We start from the raw sequence: 15791 nt of genomic DNA on the forward strand, positions 1-15791 counted from the left end.
CCCCCGCGGCCGTTGGAACCGGCATGACGATCATGCGTTCCCCCGAGGTCCTGCACTACACCGCGTTCTCCGGCGACCCGGCCGGCGGCAACCCCGCCGGAGTCGTCCTCGACGCGGCCGGGCTCAGCGACGACGACCAGCTCGCGATAGCCGCCGAACTCGGCTACAGCGAGACGGCGTTCCTGACCGCCCCGCCCGAGGGCCTGGACGCCACCCCCGGCCGCTCCTTCACCATCCGCTTCTTCAGCCCCAAGGCCGAGGTGCCGTTCTGCGGACACGCCACGGTCGCGACGGCCGTCGCGCTCGGCGAGCGGATCGGCCCCGGCGACCTGCTGTTCGTGACGCCCGTCGGCCCGGTGCCGGTGACGGTGACCGAGCGGGACGGCGCGCCGCGGGCGACGCTGACCAGCGTGGAGCCGCACGTCGACGGGATCGCCGAGGCCGACGTGACGGAGGCGCTGGCCGCGCTGGACTGGCCGGCCGCCGACCTGGACGACGCCCTGCCCCCGAGGATCGCCTTCGCGGGCAACCGCCACCTGGTGCTGGCGGCGGCGACCCGTGAGCGGCTCGCGGACCTGTCGTACGACTTCGCCCGGCTGGAGGCGCTGATGCGGCGCCTGGAGCTGACGACGGTCCAGCTGGTGTGGCGGGCGTCGGAGACGGTGTTCCACGTCCGTGACCCGTTCCCGGTCGGCGGCGTGGTCGAGGACCCGGCGACGGGCGCGGCGGCGGCCGCCTTCGGCGCGTACGCCCGTGAGCTGGGCCTCGTACCGGAGACGGCGGTGCTCACCCTGCACCAGGGCGAGGACATGGGCCGCCCGGGCGAACTGACGGTGGAGCTCCGCCCGGACGACCGGCGGATCCGGGTGAGCGGCACGGCCACCCGGATCCCGGCCTGACCCGCCGTACGGCATGAGCCCCCGGGCCGGGTCCGGGCCCGGGGCCGGGGCCGAGACGGGCCGGGCCAGGCCGGGCCGGGGAGGCTCAGGCCTGCCCCGTCTCGAACCGGCTGATCTTCCCGTCCGTGACGGTGAACGCCCACCTGGTGCGCATCTCGCCCCACGTGTCGTTGCGGTAGCGGGCGACGAGCGCCCGCCCGTCGTCCGCCACGGACTCCACGTCCATGTGCCCGCGCGTGGTGAAGACCTCGCGGTCGGTCCACTCGGTCAGGTCACGGTCGGAGCCGTCGTCGGACATGGTCGCGTCGGGCGTGAGCACGGCCCGGAACGCGTCACGGTCGTGCGCGTTCACGGCCGTGACGAAGGCACGTACGGCGGGGTCGCTGATCCGTTCCACAGGAATCGTCATGGCCCACCGGATACACCAGCCGAGCGGACCGGGGCCGGACCTTGAGCCACCCGTGGCGCGTCACCGCCGTGCCCGTGCCCGCCGGAAACGCCGACGGCGTGCCCTCGGTGGGTGAGGCAGACGAGTCGGGCTGTACGCCGGGGAGAGTCACCACATCGCTATGACCTGTATAAACGCGCAAGGAGGGTGCTTCGGTGGCTACCTTGGTGGCTGGGTAAGGAGACGGCTCCGCCCGGGAGCGGTCCAGACGGAGCTTCGTCGTCCTCGGAGTTCAGACGGTCTGCGCGATGTGTTCGAAAATGTCCGAGTCCGTCTCCTGCTGCCAGGCGGGAAGGGCGGCCCAGTCGGCGACGTATCCGGGCTTCGGGTCCTCGAAGTGCTTGAACATCTGGGCGGTCCAGCAGATCGCCACGAAGCGGCCTTTCTGCTCGCGGGAGAGCCGTGTGGCGTGCCCTTCGCTGACCTTGATGAAGTCGCGAACCTGTCCGTACACCGCCGCGGCAGCCTCGCGCTCCCACTCGGGCGTCTCGTCCCAGGGCGTGATGTAGCCGGGCTTCGGTTCGCCGGGATAGTGCTTGTTCACACCGGCGATCCACGCCTCGCGGAAAATCCGGCCGTCACTCATGCGCGTGTCCCTCTCGTCATTCGGTACGCGGAAGCGCCGCGATTCGGTGATCCAGATCCGAGACTCGGTCATCGGCCATGAGCGGGGCAAGAGACCCTCGAAGCCCGTCCAACTTCCTGCCGATGAATCCCGAGTGAGACCGGTCGGCCAGTCCGAGAGCCTGCTCCGCGTAGTGCACGACCTGGTCGGTGTCCCGCCGACACGCCCCGAGGGCGGCGAGGTCGCTCAGAACGGCGGCTCGGCGACGCAGCGACAAGGACTGGGCGAGTGCCGCGGTCAGCGCATCCTCCGCAAGGTCGGGACGGCCCAATCGGAGGTAGCAGGCCCCTCGTTCCTCGGCGAGACGCGAGCCGTCGAAGCGGAGCCAGCCGCCGTTGTGGGAATGCCTGCCATCGAGGGCGTACACCTTCTCGGCTTCGTCCAGAGCCCGGTTGCAGGCATCGAGTTCGCCCATCGCCGCGTACACCTGCGCTTGGACGGCGGCGACCCAGTGGCGGGTGGAGAGCGCGCTATCGCCCCGCTGAGCGACCCGGGTGGCCGCCGCCAGCAAGGGCTGGGCGGCGGGCGCGCAGCCCGCGTACAGCTCGACGTACGCGTGGCGGGTCATGGCACACGCCCAGAGGTCGTGGTCCCCGCCGGCATGAGCGGCGTGGGCGGCCAGTGTGTAGCACTGGGCTGCGTCGGTGTACCGGTTGGCATCGAAGAACAGCTCGCCGACGAGCTGGTAGAGGTCGGCCGTCATTCGGCACAGCTTGGCCCGCTGGGTCGGCGTATGAACCTCGGCCAGCGCCTTCGCCATCACGTCGAGCTGCCCACGGACCGCAGGGAAGACAACCTGCTTGGAATCCGAGAGCGCGTAGACCTGCCAGAGGCTGCGATGCAGATCGCCCCCCGCCTTCAGGAGTACCGACGCCGTGCGCCCCCGGGAGATCCCGTCGGGGCCGGGGAGCATGACCAGCGCGCCTGTGACGGCGAGCAGGCCCAGGACTTCGCGACGCTTCATCTCGTCATCATCACCAGGGAGGAGGGGCGGAGTGTCGGGAAGCGCCGCAGTCACAGCCGGCGGTTCTTCGAAGAGGAGGGCTTCCAACTCGGGGAGGGTCACTCCTAGCAGCCCTGCAATCTTCGGTCGTTGGTGCGGTCGCGGGGTGGCACGACCGCTTTCCCAACGGACCACGGTGGACGCGGCCACCGCAAGCGCTTCTGCGAAATCTTCCTGGGAATAGCCCTGTGCCACGCGTTGCTCGGCGAAGCGCTCACGCCTCGATGCCATCGTCCGCTCCTTACGAGTACGCCCTCCCAGACGCGAGGCCTGGCAACGCCTGGGAAACGCCTGTGCATCGCCTGAGGTCCGCTCTGGGAGACCGTAACGGATCGTCGTTCACTGGTCACACGCCGCTCGTGGGTCAGGAACCCTTCTGGTGGCTTGTCGAAGAGAGGAGTAGAGCGTGACGACATCCCTCGCCGGCTACGAGCGGCACCCGCTCCTGAACACGACCGTCCGAGACGTCGCATCGCGCAGAGAAGGTGTGCTCGTCGCTGTCACTTACGAACTCCACAGCGACGGCACGGTACGACTCGCGCACATCCGGCCCTCGTCCGGAATCGAGTGGACGTCGGCCGCCGGCAACGTTCAACCCTCCCTTTCCTGAGGCAGACGCCTCTTCTCTGTCTTCCGAGGAGTCCCATGACCACCTCCGCTTCACTCACTCCCACCCGACCGTGGGGCACGAGCCGACTCGCGCCTTACCCGACCACCGTTCGTCGGCCGCACGCCACCGTCACCGTCGACCCCGCGACTCAGCTGGGGGTGTTCCGTGACCGTGCCGGACAGGTGGTCGAGATGGGCAAGCACGGCACCAGCTCCGGCACCGAGACCTCCACGACGACGAACTCGGACTCCCGGAACGACCAGGGTTACGACCAGGACAGCAGCCAGGACTGATGACCGTGACCGAGAAGAGGCCGGTTCTGGTGGCCACGGAGGCGGATGACATCACCGCCGACATGGTGATCGGCGAGCTCAACCGGCGCGGTGTGCCGGTGGTCCGGTTCAACCCCGCCGACATCGGAGGGGACCTCACGGTCTCGTCTTGGTTCGGCACCTGCCCGGCCCCTGTGGTCGGGCAGGTGCGCACCCCGTCGAGAACCGTCGACCTGACCCAGGTCCGGTCGGTGTACTGGCGCCGCCCGGAGTGGCCGTCATTCCCCCATCTGTCACTGGACGACTCCCGTTTCGCGGCGGCTCAGGTCCGCTACGGGCTCGGGGGCACGCTCTACGCCTTGGACGGCCCATTCTGGGTCAACCATCCACTGCGCATCGCTGCAGCCGACTACAAGCCCGCCCAACTCGCTCTCGCCCAGCGGCTCGGCTTTACCGTCCCGCGTACCCTCGTCACTAACGATCCAGTCGAGGCGCGCGAGTTCATCCGTGTCCAAGGCGATGCGATCTTCAAGACTCTGCGGTGGACTCCCTACATCTGTGACGGCGTGCCGGTGACCGGATGGGCCGACCCCGTCACCCCTGACGATATCGACGACAGCGTTCGAATCGCGCCCCATCTGTTCCAGGCCCGCGTGGACAAGATCGCCGACGTTCGCGTACTGATCGTGGGCCGGCACACGTTCGCCGTACGCATTGAGTCCGAACTGCTGGACTGGCGCAAGGACTACAGCGCCCTGACCTACACCGTGGAGCACCTGCCCGACCCGGTGGGCAAGGCGCTCCATGCCTATCTGGATCGACTGGCGCTGGTTTCGGGAAGCTTCGACCTCGCGGTCGACCAGGCGGGGAACTACTGGTGGCTGGAACTCAATCCCAACGGACAGTGGGCGTGGCTGGAGACCGAGACCGGCCTCCCGATGTCCGCCGCCTTCGCCGACCTACTCGCACAAGGAGACCGCCCATGACCGACCCGGCATCTGAGCGACGTCGTATGGCGGCCGTGCTCGTGATCAAAGGTGTCCTGAGGTCCCCCTGGTTGCGCACCGCCGTCGAGTCAATCTCTCGTGAGCAGTTCCTCCACCCGGGAGTCTTCCTGGATGAGGGGCGGACCTGGCAGCCCGTCATCGCCGCCGACATGGACCCGGACGAGTGGCTGAAGATCGCATACAGCGTCGACACGCTCACCACCCAACTCGACGGCCACCTCACCGCCGACCAGGCCGACGAGCCCGTCGTGGGCGTGCCCACGTCCTCCTCGACCGACCCGGCCACCGTCGTCGGCATGATCGAGGCCCTGGACCTTGCGGCGGGCCACCGGGTCATGGAGATCGGCACGGGCACCGGCTACTCCACCGCCCTGATGTGTCACTACCTCGGCGAGGACAACGTCACCACGGTCGAGGTCGACGCACAGGTGGCCGCACGCGCCGACACCGCTCTCGAAGCCGTCGGCTTCTCAACGTGGACGGTGACGGGCGACGGGCTCCTCGGCCACCCGTACCGGGCGCCGTACGACCGCGTCATCGCCACCTGCGCGGTCCGCCGCATCCCCTACGCCTGGATCCGGCAGACGAAGCCTGGAGGTATCGTCCTCGGCACGGTCGGTTCATGGCCGCGGGGAACCGGCCTGGCGAAACTCACCGTCGGCGATGATGGGACCGCAGAGGGCGCGATCGTCGGGCGCTCCTCCTTCATGCAGGCACGGGCCCAGGCGGTGGCCCCCCTGGCGGGCGACCTCTCCGCCCGCACCTCATACACCGACAGCGAGCGGCACGTTCGGGTGTCCCCTCTCGTCCTGGAGGAGTGGATGCCCGCTTTCCTCGCGCAGTTGGCCGCACCCGGCGCTCAGCTCGTCCGCGCGACGAACGGTGACGGCTCACCCTTGCTGTACCTGTTCGATCCGGAGAGGGAGTCGTTCGCCGAGTTTCTCGTCAACGGGGAAAGCTGGACCGTCCGTCAAGGCGGCCCGGTAGCACTGTGGGACGACGTGGAACGTTCTCTCGTCGCCTGGCGGGACGCCGGAGCACCGGAGATCGACTCCGTACGGCTCCGCGTGACACCCGCTTCCCACTGGTACTGGATCGACCGGGCCCCTTCCCTGCGCTGGGAACACCGGATCACCTGACCCACTACGCTCCGGGCATGGACGACGAACCGCTCGCCGAGTGGGCCGAGCGCCGGCACGCGAGGATCGGGCAGCTTCGCGCCGTACCCCTCGTGACCGGCGACGGCCCGAGGGCATCGCATCTGAACCCCGATGCGCCGCGCGCGATCCAGCGGTGGAATGGCCATCTGTGGGAGCCGCACGGCTTCGCGGCGAATCTCGCGGAAGCGAGGCGCATCCTGTTTCCCCAAGTCGAGGCCGCCCCCACACCTGAGGCAACACCGAAGCTCGGCCCCGGGACCGGCAGACATCGGAAACCGCAAGCGCCCTGATAACTCTGCTGGAGTGCCGGCCCATGCCATGCCTATGAAGCCGACTCCCCCTGGTTGACCACCTGCGGCACACTGCCGCCCGTGAGCAACGGCATATCCGATGACCCGTGGGCCCAGCGGGTGTACTTGACGTGGCTGGACCGCGACACTCGCTACGCTCTGGCAGCCCTGGCCGCGCTGATGGGCTATGCGCGGACCACTCCGGTCCCGCCAGCCGCCTGGATCTGCTTCGAGGACTTCCTTTCCTTCCTCGGAAAGGTCTCCCGGACTCTGTGGCCTGCCCTAGGGAAGGGCCCGAACGGGACCGACGAGGGCCTGGAGTGGCGAACGAAGCGAGGTCCGTTTCTACGCAAGATTCTTGAGGTGGAGGACTCGTCCCCCCTGAAGGCGCGCGAGGTCCGTACCGGAAGCGAGCACTTCGATGAGCGCCTTGACGAGTGGATCGTCAGCCTGTCTCTCTCCACCGTCGAGCACTGGCAGACGGGCGCCAGGCCCAGGCAAAGACGTGGCAGGGAAGGCCCCTCCCCGGCTCACCCGACGCCCACGCCAAGCCACCGAGCGTGGCTACTTTCGTAGCGGCGAGGTCCGGTTCGGACCGGTACGGCTACAGCCGACCGTCCACGGATAAGAGACCCTGACCTGCTATTTCGCTGGTCAGAAGCCCTGAGGGGCAGACGAGTCGGGCTGTACGCCGGGTTCTGTGCCCCGGGACCTCGCGGTCGTCGGGGCGACGGCCATCCATCTAGGGCCGGCGTTGCCGCCGGCCTCGTGCGGTCTACCCGCGGACTCGGGCGGGCAGCCCTCGAACGTCCGCGCAGGGCCGTCTTGCGACGGCTCCTCTTGACCTTGCTCCAGGTGGGGTTTACCTAGCCGCCTGGGTCACCCCAGGCGCTGGTGGTCTCTTACACCACCGTTTCACCCTTACCGAGGGCCGAGGCCCCCGGCGGTCTGCTTTCTGTGGCACTGTCCCGCGGGTCACCCCGGGTGGGCGTTACCCACCACCCTGCCCTGTGGAGCCCGGACGTTCCTCGGGGAGATCCGAGGATCCCCACGCGGCCGTCCGCCCGGCTCGTCTGCCGTGCCGACCATGGTACCCGGCCGTCACACCCGCCCGGTCTCAGAGGGAGTCGGCCGTCTCCGGGTCGAAGCCGTCCGGGTCGAAGCCGTCTCGGGGTCGAAGCCGTCTCCGGGTCGAAGCCGAAGGGCTCGGGGAGGGCGCGGGCCTTGCCGAACGGCGCCAGGTCAGCGGCGGAACCCGCCGTCCCTGACGCCGTCCCTGTGCCCGGGGTCGTTTCCCCCGACCGTGGCACATGGCCGAGGAGCCCCGCCGGAGCGGGCTTGACCTTGTCGTAGCGGCAACGTTTGTACTGGGGTCATGAGGATCGGAGAGATCGCCGGGCTCGTCGGGATCAGTACACGGGCCGTGCGTCACTATCACCAGCTGGGGCTGCTGCCCGAGCCACGGCGGCTGGCCAACGGATACCGGGACTACACCGTGCGGGACGCCGTGCTGCTCGCACGGGTGCGGCGGCTGACCGAGCTGGGGCTCGGGCTCGACGAGGTACGGGACGTGCTGACCGACGACGCGGGGCGGGAACTGGTCGACGTGCTGGAGGAGCTGGACGCCGACCTTGCGCGGCAGGAGGCCGCGTTGCGCGGGCGGCGTGAACGGCTGGGGGCGCTGCTGGCGGAGGCACGGGCCGGGCGGCTGCCCGCCGAAGGGCCGGTGTCACCTCGGCTGGCCGCACTGTTCGCGGACATGGCGCGGGCGGCGGCCGGCCGTCCCGGGCCCGAGCCGGCCATGGCCGTGCGGGACCGGGAGCTGCTGGCACTGCTGGAGACGGTGGCGCCGGAGGAGGAGGGAGCGCGGCTGATGGAGGCCATGCGGACCATGACGGAGCACCCGGCGGCCATGGAGCGGGCGTACGCGGTGTACGAGCGGCTCGACGCGCTCGTCGGCGCCGCGCCGGACGACGTGCGGGTGGAGGAGGCCGCGCGGGCGCTGGCCGGTCTGCTGCCCGACGAGGTGGTGGGGCACCTCGGGGACGTGGACCCCGCCGCGGGCACGTTCGAGAGCGCGTTCTTCGCGGACTTCGCGCCCGCGCAGGCCGCCGCGATCCGGCGGGCCATGCGCATCGCCGCCGAGCGTGCCCGGTGAGGGCGCCGCGACGGCTGCTGCGCGGTGCCGCCTGTGCGGTGCTGCCCGGGGAGGCGGTGATCGTCGGCTGCCTGGTGGGAGGGGTGCGGATTCCGTACCGGGTGCTCGCGGCGGCCGAGGTCGCCGTGATCGTTCTGCTGCTCGCGGAGGCCGGGGCGTTCCTGTGGCTGCGGCGGCGGCTCGGGGCTCGGGCGGCGCTGTACGAGCTGGTGCCCGAGGGTGTGGTGCGGCTCGTACGGCATGAGCTGCGGCTGCTGGCGAGCCTCGTGCGGTGGGTGGCGCGCCGGCCGCACGGGCCGGGGCCGGGGGTCGAGGCGTTCGGGCACGCCCGGGACCAGGCGGCGCTGATGTACGGGTTCGCGTTCGTGTGCGTGGTGGAGACGGTGGGGATGTCGTACCTGCTGGCCGAGTGGCCGCTCGTGCACGCCGTCGTGCTCCTCCTCGACGTCTACACCGTGGTGTTCGTGCTCGGGCTGCACGCCGCGTCCGCGACCCGGCCGCACCTGCTGGGCGGCGGGGTGCTGCGGCTGCGCCACGCCGCCCATGTGGACCTGGCGGTACCGCTCGACCGGATCACCGCCGTACGCCACGAGCCGCTGTTCTCGCACACCAAGGAGGACGGGGTGCTGAACCTGGCGGTCGGCGCACAGACGTCGGTCACCGTGGAGCTGGCCCCGCCGGTCGAGGTCGTGGGGCTCCTCGGCAGGCGGCGGCCCGTCCACACCGTACGGTTCCACGCCGATGACGCGCGGGCCCTGCTCGCAGCGCTCAGGCGGGCGCGAACAGGGCCTTCTCCCTGCCTGGGAACGCCTGGGTGAGCCGCACCCGGAGCCGCTCCCCCAGCGGGAGCGGGGCCGGGCTCTCCACCCGCGCCACCACCGCGGGGTGCGGCGCCGACAGGTGGACGGTGCCGACCTTCGGGTTCTGCTCCTTGACGTCCACGACCACGGCGTCGAAGACCTCGCCCACCCGGTCCATGAGCAGCGCGGCCTCCACCAGGTCGACGCACTCCCGCTCGACGCCGTTCGCCCGGCGGGTGCCGTCGGCCATCTCCTGCGGGAGCGCGGCGAGCGCGTCGCGCACCCAGTCCGGCGGTTCGTGGCCCTCGACGGCCGCCACGCACAGCTCGCCCGCGTAACGGTCGACCAGTCTGCGCAGCGGCGCGGTGCAGTGCGTGTACTCGTCGGCGACGGCCGCGTGCAACGCGGGTGACGGGAGGTTCCCGTCGGTGAAGACGGTGTAGCCCGCGCCGCGCAGCAGGGCCGTGCAGTCCTGGAGGAACGCGGCGTGGCGCGGATTGTCCGGATCCAGGGAGCGGACGAGCGCCGCGTACGAGACGTGGTGCGGCCAGTCGACGCCGAGCGCCTTCGCGGAGCGCCGCAGCCGGGCGACGGCACCGTCCGGCGCGGTCGGCAGCGTACGCAGGATGCCGGTGCCCGCCGCCGTCATGAGGTCGGCCGCCGCCATGCCGGTGAGCAGGGAGATCTGCGCGTTCCAGCCGTCGGCGGGGCGCGGGGCGCGATACACCAGCTGGTACGAGCCGTCCCGTTCGACGATCTCCTGCTCCGGTACGCCGAGCGAGATGCCGCCCCTGGCCACCTCCAGCTCCTCGCGCAGCCTGCCGATGTCACGCAGGAGCGTGAGCGGCTCCTCGGCCGTGCCCGCGTCGAGCTGCTGCTGCACGCCCGCGTAGTCGAGCCTGAGCCGGCTGCGGACGAGGGCGCGGCGCACCTCGGTGGCGACCCGGCGGCCGTACGGGTCGAGGTCGACGCGCCACAGGAGGGCGGGCGCGGTGTGCCCCGGCAGCAGGCTCGCGGCGTCCTCGGACAGGGCGGCGGGGTGGAGGGGCACCCGCCCGTCGGGGAAGTACAGGGTCTGGACGCGCCGGTGCGCCTCGGTGTCGACGGCGCCGCCGGGCGTGACGAACGCGGCGACATCGGCGATGGCGTAGTGCACGCGGTAGCCGCCGTCGGCCCGGCGGGCGAGGTGCATGGCCTGGTCGAGGTCGGCGGAGCCCGGCGGGTCGATGGTGAACAGCGGGATGTCCGTGGCGTCCCGGCCGGGCAGGCGAGGTGACTTGGCGGCGGCCTCCGCCTCGGCGAGGACCGCGGCCGGGAAGGCGTCGGGAATGCCGAGTTCGGTGCGCAGCGCGCGCAGGGCGACCCGCAACGGAGCCTCGGTCGCGCCGGTCACATGCAGCTGGCGGCGGGGCATGTTCCGAGCCTATGGCGCCGGACGCGCCCCGGCACGTCGGCAGCGGCGGTACGCGGATGGGCGCGGTGGGGTGGGGCGGGGAGCGGGGGGGTGGGGAGCGGTGGGGTGGAGTGGAGAGCGGTGGGGCGGAGTGCGGTGGGGCGGGGTTCGGTGAGGCGGGGTGCGGTGAGGCGGGGTGCGGTGGGGCGGGGTGCGGTGGGGTGCGGGGCGGGGTTTGTACGCTGGCTGGCGGTCCTCGGGCCGTCGAGGGGCCGCACCCCCTCTTTCCGTACGTACGAAGGAGAACCACCGTGCTCGTGCTGTTGCCGCCCTCGGAAGGCAAGGCCGCTTCGGGGCGCGGCGCGCCGCTGAAGCCGGAGGCGCTGTCGCTGCCGGGGCTCGCCGAGGCGCGGGCCGCCGTGCTGGACGAGCTGGTGGAGCTGTGCGCGGCCGACGAGGACAAGGCCCGCGAGGTGCTCGGGCTGAGCGAGGGCCTGCGCGGCGAGGTCGCGAAGAACGCCGGGCTGCGGACGGCCGGTGCCCGGCCCGCCGGGGAGATCTACACCGGGGTGCTGTACGACGCGCTGGGCCTGGCGACGCTGGACGCGGCCGCCCGGCGGCGGGCACGGGCCTCGCTGCTGGTCTTCTCCGGGCTGTGGGGCGCGGTACGGGTGGACGACCGCATCCCGTCGTACCGCTGCTCGATGGGGGTGAAGCTGCCGGGGCTCGGCGCGCTGGGCGCGTACTGGCGCCGCCCCATGGCGGACGTCATGCCGGACGCCGCCGGGGACGGGCTCGTGCTCGACCTGCGGTCGGCGGCCTACGCGGCGGCCTGGAAGCCGAAGGGCGAGGTCGCGGAGCGGACGGCGACCGTCCGGGTGCTGCACGCGCCGACCCGGAAGGTGGTCAGCCACTTCAACAAGGCCACGAAGGGCCGGATCGTACGGAGCCTGCTGGAGGCGGGCACGGCACCCGCTTCGCCGGGCGAGCTGGTCGAGGCGCTGCGGGACCTCGGGTACGTCGTGGAGGCCGACGCGCCGGAGAAGGCCGGCAAGGCGTGGTCGCTCGACGTGCTGGTGGACGAGGTCCATTAGACGCGTCCGCGGGGTGCCCGGCACTGGCGTTGCAGCGTGTGCAACGCTCGTTGCGGGTAGTGGTGCGGCTCGGCAGGATGGGCGGCATGACCTCCGTACTGGGCCTCGTCGGCGCCGTGCCCGTCGTGCCGGTCGTCGTGATCGACGACGCCGCCGACGCCGTACCGCTGGCGCGCGCCCTGGTCGCGGGCGGGCTCCCGGCGGTGGAGGTGACCCTGCGCACCCCGGCTGCGCTCGACGCGATCCGGGCGGTCGCCGCCGAGGTGCCGGACGCCGTGGTCGGCGCCGGCACCGTCGTGTCGCCGGGATCCGTGGCGGCGGCGGTCGCCGCCGGGGCCCGCTTCCTGGTGAGTCCCGGGTGGACGGGCACGCTCGTCGACGCCATGGCCGCCTCGGGCGTGCCCTATCTGCCAGGCGTCTCGACCGCGTCGGACGTCGTGGCACTGCTGGAGCGCGGGGTGCCGGAGATGAAGTTCTTCCCGGCGGAGGCGGCGGGCGGCACGGCGTACCTGAGGTCACTGGCCGGTCCGCTGCCGCAGGCCCGGTTCTGCCCCACGGGCGGCATCTCGGCGGCCTCGGCGCCCGCCTATCTGGCGTTGCCGAACGTGGCCTGCGTCGGCGGTACGTGGATGCTGCCCGCCGACGCGCTCGCCGCCCGGGACTGGACGCGGGTCGAGTCCCTGGCGCGGGCGGCGTCGGCGCTGCGGGCGGCCCCGGCGCTGCGGGCGCCCGCCTAGTCGGAGGCTTCGGGTGTGGCTTCGGGTGTGGCGGGTGCGGCTGCCGCTTCGGGTGTGGCGGGTGCGGCTGCCGCTTCGGGTGTGGCTGCGGATGGGGCTTTGGCTGCGGAGTGGCTTCGGGTGTGGCTTTGGCTTCGGGTGTGGCTTTGGCTTCGGGTGTGGCTGCGGATGGGGCTTCGGCTGCGGAGTGGCTTCGGCTTCGACGCCGTCGGTCAGCGGAGGTGCGACGTGTCGTTGAGCAGCCGCACCGACGCGTTGCCGTCCTTGTAGTAGGCCACCGCCGAGAGCGACGCCGCCGAGAGCTCCATCCGGAACAGCGACTCCGGCGGGGCACCCAGCGCCAGGCGGATCAGCGTCTTGATCGGCGTGACGTGCGTGACCAGCAGCACGGTACGCCCCGCGTGACGCGCCGTCAGCCGGTCGCGGGCCGCCGCGACCCGGCGCGCGACCGTCGCGAACGACTCGCCGCCCGGCGGCGCCGCCTTCGGCGAGGCCAGCCACGCCTCCAGGTCGTCCGGGTACCGCTCCTGGACCTCGCCGAACGTCAGGCCCTCCCAGGCACCGAAGTCCGTCTCCCGCAGCCCGTCCTCGATCTGGACGTCCAGGCCCAGACGGGCGGCCACGGCCTCGGCGGTCTGGCGGCAGCGCCGCAGCGGCGACGACACGATGTCCTGGACGGTGCCGCGCGCGGCGAGCGCCGACGCGACGGCCTCGGCCTGGCGCAGCCCGGCCGGGGACAGCTCGGGGTCGGTGCCGCCGCTGCCGGAGAAGCGCTTCTGCGGCGTGAGCGCGGTCTCGCCGTGCCGCAGCAGCACGAACGTCGCCGGAGCGCCGAGGTCCGCTGCTCCCCAGCCGACCTGCGCCTCCGCCGCCGTCGCCGTCGCCTCCGCGCTCGCCTCGGTGGCCGCGGGGACCGTCCCGGCGCCGAACGCAGTGGCCGGGGCGGTCGGTGCCACCGCGCCCGTACGGGTCGTCATCGCCGCCGCTTCAGCCAGCGCCTGGCGGGCCTTCGCCGCGCCCGCCGTCGCGTCACCGACCACGCGGGCCGCGCCCGCGTCGAGCGCCGCCTTCGACGCGGAAGGCTGCCACTGCCTGCCCTGCCGGCCCGCGTCCATCGCCTCGTTGGCGAGCCGGTCCGCGTGCTTGTTCCGCTCGCGCGGGATCCACTCGTACGTGACCTGCGAGGCCGGAAAGACCCGCGCGGCCTCCGCCGCCAGCGGCTTCATGTCCGGGTGCTTGATCTTCCAGCGGCCCGACATCTGCTCGACGACGAGCTTGGAGTCCATCCGCACGCGGATCGTCGCGTCCGGCGCGAGGTCGCGTGCCGCCCGCAGTCCGGCGACGAGGCCCTTGTACTCGGCGACGTTGTTCGTGGCGACGCCGATGTACTCGGCCGTCTCCGCCAGCGCCTCCCCGGACCCCGGGTCCAGGACGACGGCGCCGTAGCCGGCGGGGCCCGGGTTGCCCCGGGAGCCGCCGTCGGCCTCGACGATCAGTTCGCGTACCGCGGTCATTACAGGCCGGACTCCGACGTACGGACCAGGATGCGGCGGCAGTTCTCGCACCGCACGACGGTGTCGGGGGCTGCCGCCCGCACGTCGTTCAGCTCGGTGATGTTCAGCTCGATGTGGCAGCCCTCGCAGCGGCGCTGGTACAGGCGGGCCGCGCCGACACCGCCCTGCTGGCCGCGGATCTTCTCGTACAGCTTTAGCAGGTCCGCCGGGACGGAACCCGCCACGACCTCCCGCTCCTTGGTCACGGACGCGGCCTCCGCGTCCAGCTCGCCGGTCGTCCGGTCGCGGCGGGCCGTCGCGTCGTCCGCCTTCGCCTGGACGGAGGAGACGCGCTCGGTCAGCTCGGCCACCCGCTCCTGCGCGGACTCGCGGCGCTCCATGACCTCCAGGACGACGTCCTCCAGGTCACCCTGGCGCTTGGCCAGCGAGACGATCTCCTTCTGGAGGTTCTCCAGGTCCTTCGGGGACGTGACGGCCCCGGAGTCCAGCCGCTGCTGGTCGCGGACGGCACGCTGGCGCACCTGGTCCACGTCCTGCTCGGCCTTCGTCTGCTCGCGGGCGCAGTCGCTCTCCTCGGTCTGCGCGGCGACCAGCAGGTCCCGCAGCTGCGTGAGGTCCTTGTTCAGCGACTCGATCTCGGCGTGCTCGGGCAGCGACTTCCGCTTGTGGGCGAGCTGGGACAGGCGTACGTCGAGGGCCTGGACGTCGAGGAGTCGGATCTGGTCGGCGGGCGCGGCGTTCAGTTGGGGGCTCCAGGAGAGGTGTGATGAGCGGAGGGGGACGTGTGGTGGGCGGACCACGGGTCGGTGACCGTCTTGGAGACGTGGACCCGCAGGTTCCAGCCGTGGCGGTCGGAAATCTCGTCGAGCTGGGCGGCCGCCTGCTCGCACCAGGGCCACTCGGTGGCCCAGTGGGCGGCGTCGACGAGACCGAGCGCGCTCTGCTGGGCCGCCTCGGAGGCGGGGTGGTGGCGCAGGTCGGCCGTCAGGAACGCGTCGACGCCCGCGGCGCGGACCGCGTCGAACAGGCTGTCGCCGGAGCCGCCGCTGACGGCGACGGTGTGGACCGTCGCGTCGAGGTCGCCCGCGACCCGGATGCCCTGCGCGGTGGCCGGCAGCCGCTTGGCGGCGCGTGCGGCGAAGTCGCGGAGCGTCTCCGGGGGGTCTACCGCGCAGATCCGGCCGAGGCCGTTCTCCGGTACGAGGGGGCCGAGCACGCGCAGGTCGAGCGCGCCCGCGAGGGCGTCGGAGACGCCGGGGTCGGCGGTGTCGGCGTTGGTGTGCGCGACGTGCAGGGCGATGTCGTGCTTGATGAGCGTGTGCACGACGCGGCCCTTGAAGTGGGAGGCCGCGACGGTGGTCGTGCCGCGCAGATAGAGCGGGTGGTGGGTGACGATGAGCTGGGCGCCGAGATCGATCGCCTCGTCGGCGATCTCCTGGACGGGGTCGACCGCGAACAGGACCCGGTTCACCTCGGCGTCGGGGTCGCCGCAGACGGTGCCTACGGCGTCCCACTGCTCGGCCCGCTCGGGGGGCCAGAGGGCGTCGAGCTCGGCGAGGACTTCAGACAGACGGGGCACGGGGGCAAGGCTACCCGTACGGGTCTTCGGGCCCGAATCGCCGCCGCCGTCACGGTGTGGGGGTGAGGGCGGGTGGGGTGGGTGCGTGGCTTGGGGGTGGGGTGGGTGGGGTGGGTGCGTTGGGGGGTGGGGTGGGTGCGGTCCGGTCGGTCGCTGTCCGGTCCGTCGCTGTCCGGTCCGTCGCTGTCCGGTCCGTCGCTGT

17 protein-coding genes, 1 other RNA gene and 1 pseudogene are annotated in these 15791 nt (G+C 72.1%); 11 read left to right on the forward strand and 8 right to left on the reverse strand.

Annotation, left to right across the window (positions count from 1 at the left end):
• Positions 1-23: 23 nt before the first annotated feature.
• Positions 24-899, forward strand: coding sequence for a PhzF family phenazine biosynthesis protein (locus ACGF5U_RS02530; protein ID WP_392714898.1), 876 nt, complete (start codon positions 24-26; stop codon positions 897-899).
• 85 nt (positions 900-984) lie between these two features.
• Here the strand turns inward: ACGF5U_RS02530 and ACGF5U_RS02535 are convergent, their stop codons facing one another.
• The 3 genes from ACGF5U_RS02535 to ACGF5U_RS02545 form a co-directional block, all read right to left on the reverse strand.
• The gene (locus tag ACGF5U_RS02535; RefSeq protein WP_392714897.1) at positions 985-1308 is read right to left on the reverse strand and encodes a nuclear transport factor 2 family protein; all 324 of its coding nucleotides are present in this window, start codon (positions 1306-1308) and stop codon (positions 985-987) included.
• A 271-nt stretch (positions 1309-1579) separates the two neighbouring features.
• A complete protein-coding gene (locus tag ACGF5U_RS02540; protein ID WP_392714896.1) occupies positions 1580-1933 on the reverse strand; it encodes a hypothetical protein in 354 nt (117 codons plus the stop codon).
• A 16-nt stretch (positions 1934-1949) separates the two neighbouring features.
• Positions 1950-3206: a multiprotein-bridging factor 1 family protein gene (locus tag ACGF5U_RS02545; protein WP_392714895.1), complete on the reverse strand. Its 1257-nt coding sequence runs from the start codon at positions 3204-3206 to the stop codon at positions 1950-1952.
• A 414-nt stretch (positions 3207-3620) separates the two neighbouring features.
• Between ACGF5U_RS02545 and tgmA the strand changes: the two genes are divergently transcribed.
• The 5 genes from tgmA (at position 3621) to ACGF5U_RS02570 (ending at position 6890) form a co-directional block, all read left to right on the forward strand.
• On the forward strand, positions 3621-3878 hold the full coding sequence (gene tgmA / locus ACGF5U_RS02550) for a putative ATP-grasp-modified RiPP (protein WP_392714894.1): 258 nt from the start codon (positions 3621-3623) through the stop codon (positions 3876-3878).
• Positions 3878-4843 carry an ATP-grasp ribosomal peptide maturase gene (tgmB, locus tag ACGF5U_RS02555; protein ID WP_392714893.1) on the forward strand — a complete coding sequence of 322 codons (966 nt, stop codon included), beginning with the start codon at positions 3878-3880 and terminating at the stop codon, positions 4841-4843. The genes tgmA and tgmB overlap by 1 nt, the downstream gene beginning before the upstream one ends.
• Positions 4840-6003: an ATP-grasp peptide maturase system methyltransferase gene (gene tgmC / locus ACGF5U_RS02560; RefSeq protein WP_392714892.1), complete on the forward strand. Its 1164-nt coding sequence runs from the start codon at positions 4840-4842 to the stop codon at positions 6001-6003. Before tgmB ends, tgmC begins: the two co-directional genes overlap by 4 nt.
• A 17-nt stretch (positions 6004-6020) precedes the next feature.
• A complete protein-coding gene (locus ACGF5U_RS02565) occupies positions 6021-6314 on the forward strand; it encodes a DUF6087 family protein (protein WP_392714891.1) in 294 nt (97 codons plus the stop codon).
• Positions 6315-6395: 81 nt separating this feature from the next.
• Entirely contained in the window at positions 6396-6890 is a 495-nt protein-coding gene (locus ACGF5U_RS02570) for a hypothetical protein (protein WP_392714890.1), read from the forward strand.
• Between the two features lie 95 nt (positions 6891-6985).
• Here ACGF5U_RS02570 and rnpB read toward each other — a convergent pair.
• Positions 6986-7386, reverse strand: an RNA gene (gene rnpB / locus ACGF5U_RS02575) — RNase P RNA component class A.
• A 303-nt stretch (positions 7387-7689) separates the two neighbouring features.
• Here rnpB and ACGF5U_RS02580 point away from each other — a divergent pair.
• Both ACGF5U_RS02580 and ACGF5U_RS02585 read left to right on the forward strand, forming a co-directional pair.
• Positions 7690-8472, forward strand: a complete 783-nt coding sequence (locus ACGF5U_RS02580) for a MerR family transcriptional regulator (RefSeq protein WP_392714889.1) — start codon at positions 7690-7692, stop codon at positions 8470-8472.
• The gene (locus tag ACGF5U_RS02585; protein ID WP_392714888.1) at positions 8469-9290 is read left to right on the forward strand and encodes a hypothetical protein; all 822 of its coding nucleotides are present in this window, start codon (positions 8469-8471) and stop codon (positions 9288-9290) included. The genes ACGF5U_RS02580 and ACGF5U_RS02585 overlap by 4 nt, the downstream gene beginning before the upstream one ends.
• On the opposite strand, the gene ACGF5U_RS02590 is transcribed toward ACGF5U_RS02585, so the two are convergent.
• Positions 9241-10686, reverse strand: a complete 1446-nt coding sequence (locus tag ACGF5U_RS02590; RefSeq protein WP_392714887.1) for an RNB domain-containing ribonuclease — start codon at positions 10684-10686, stop codon at positions 9241-9243. The two genes, ACGF5U_RS02585 and ACGF5U_RS02590, sit on opposite strands and share 50 nt — an antisense overlap.
• 290 nt (positions 10687-10976) lie before the next feature.
• Between ACGF5U_RS02590 and yaaA the strand changes: the two genes are divergently transcribed.
• The 3 genes and pseudogenes from yaaA to eda all read left to right on the forward strand — a co-directional run bounded on the left by yaaA (position 10977) and on the right by eda (position 12496).
• A complete protein-coding gene (gene yaaA / locus ACGF5U_RS02595) occupies positions 10977-11759 on the forward strand; it encodes a peroxide stress protein YaaA (protein ID WP_392714886.1) in 783 nt (260 codons plus the stop codon).
• A 6-nt stretch (positions 11760-11765) separates the two neighbouring features.
• Positions 11766-11819 (forward strand): annotated as a pseudogene (locus tag ACGF5U_RS02600) (hypothetical protein); the annotation flags it as partial.
• 26 nt (positions 11820-11845) lie between these two features.
• Positions 11846-12496, forward strand: coding sequence for a bifunctional 4-hydroxy-2-oxoglutarate aldolase/2-dehydro-3-deoxy-phosphogluconate aldolase (gene eda, locus ACGF5U_RS02605; RefSeq protein ID WP_392714885.1), 651 nt, complete (start codon positions 11846-11848; stop codon positions 12494-12496).
• Between the two features lie 212 nt (positions 12497-12708).
• On the opposite strand, the gene ACGF5U_RS02610 is transcribed toward eda, so the two are convergent.
• The 3 genes from ACGF5U_RS02610 to ACGF5U_RS02620 are packed head-to-tail and all read right to left on the reverse strand — an operon-like array spanning position 12709 to position 15589.
• Positions 12709-14010 (reverse strand): bifunctional RNase H/acid phosphatase, encoded by a 1302-nt coding sequence (locus tag ACGF5U_RS02610; protein ID WP_392714884.1) that lies wholly within the window; start codon positions 14008-14010, stop codon positions 12709-12711.
• Complete coding sequence (locus tag ACGF5U_RS02615) at positions 14010-14753, reverse strand: zinc ribbon domain-containing protein (RefSeq protein WP_392714995.1); 744 nt, start codon at positions 14751-14753, stop codon at positions 14010-14012. The genes ACGF5U_RS02610 and ACGF5U_RS02615 overlap by 1 nt, the downstream gene beginning before the upstream one ends.
• On the reverse strand, positions 14750-15589 hold the full coding sequence (locus ACGF5U_RS02620) for a Nif3-like dinuclear metal center hexameric protein (protein WP_392714883.1): 840 nt from the start codon (positions 15587-15589) through the stop codon (positions 14750-14752). The genes ACGF5U_RS02615 and ACGF5U_RS02620 overlap by 4 nt, the downstream gene beginning before the upstream one ends.
• Between the last annotated feature and the right edge of the window lie 202 nt (positions 15590-15791).

The sequence above is a fragment of the Streptomyces sp. NPDC047886 genome, from assembly GCF_043204435.1.
GTDB lineage: Bacteria > Actinomycetota > Actinomycetes > Streptomycetales > Streptomycetaceae > Streptomyces.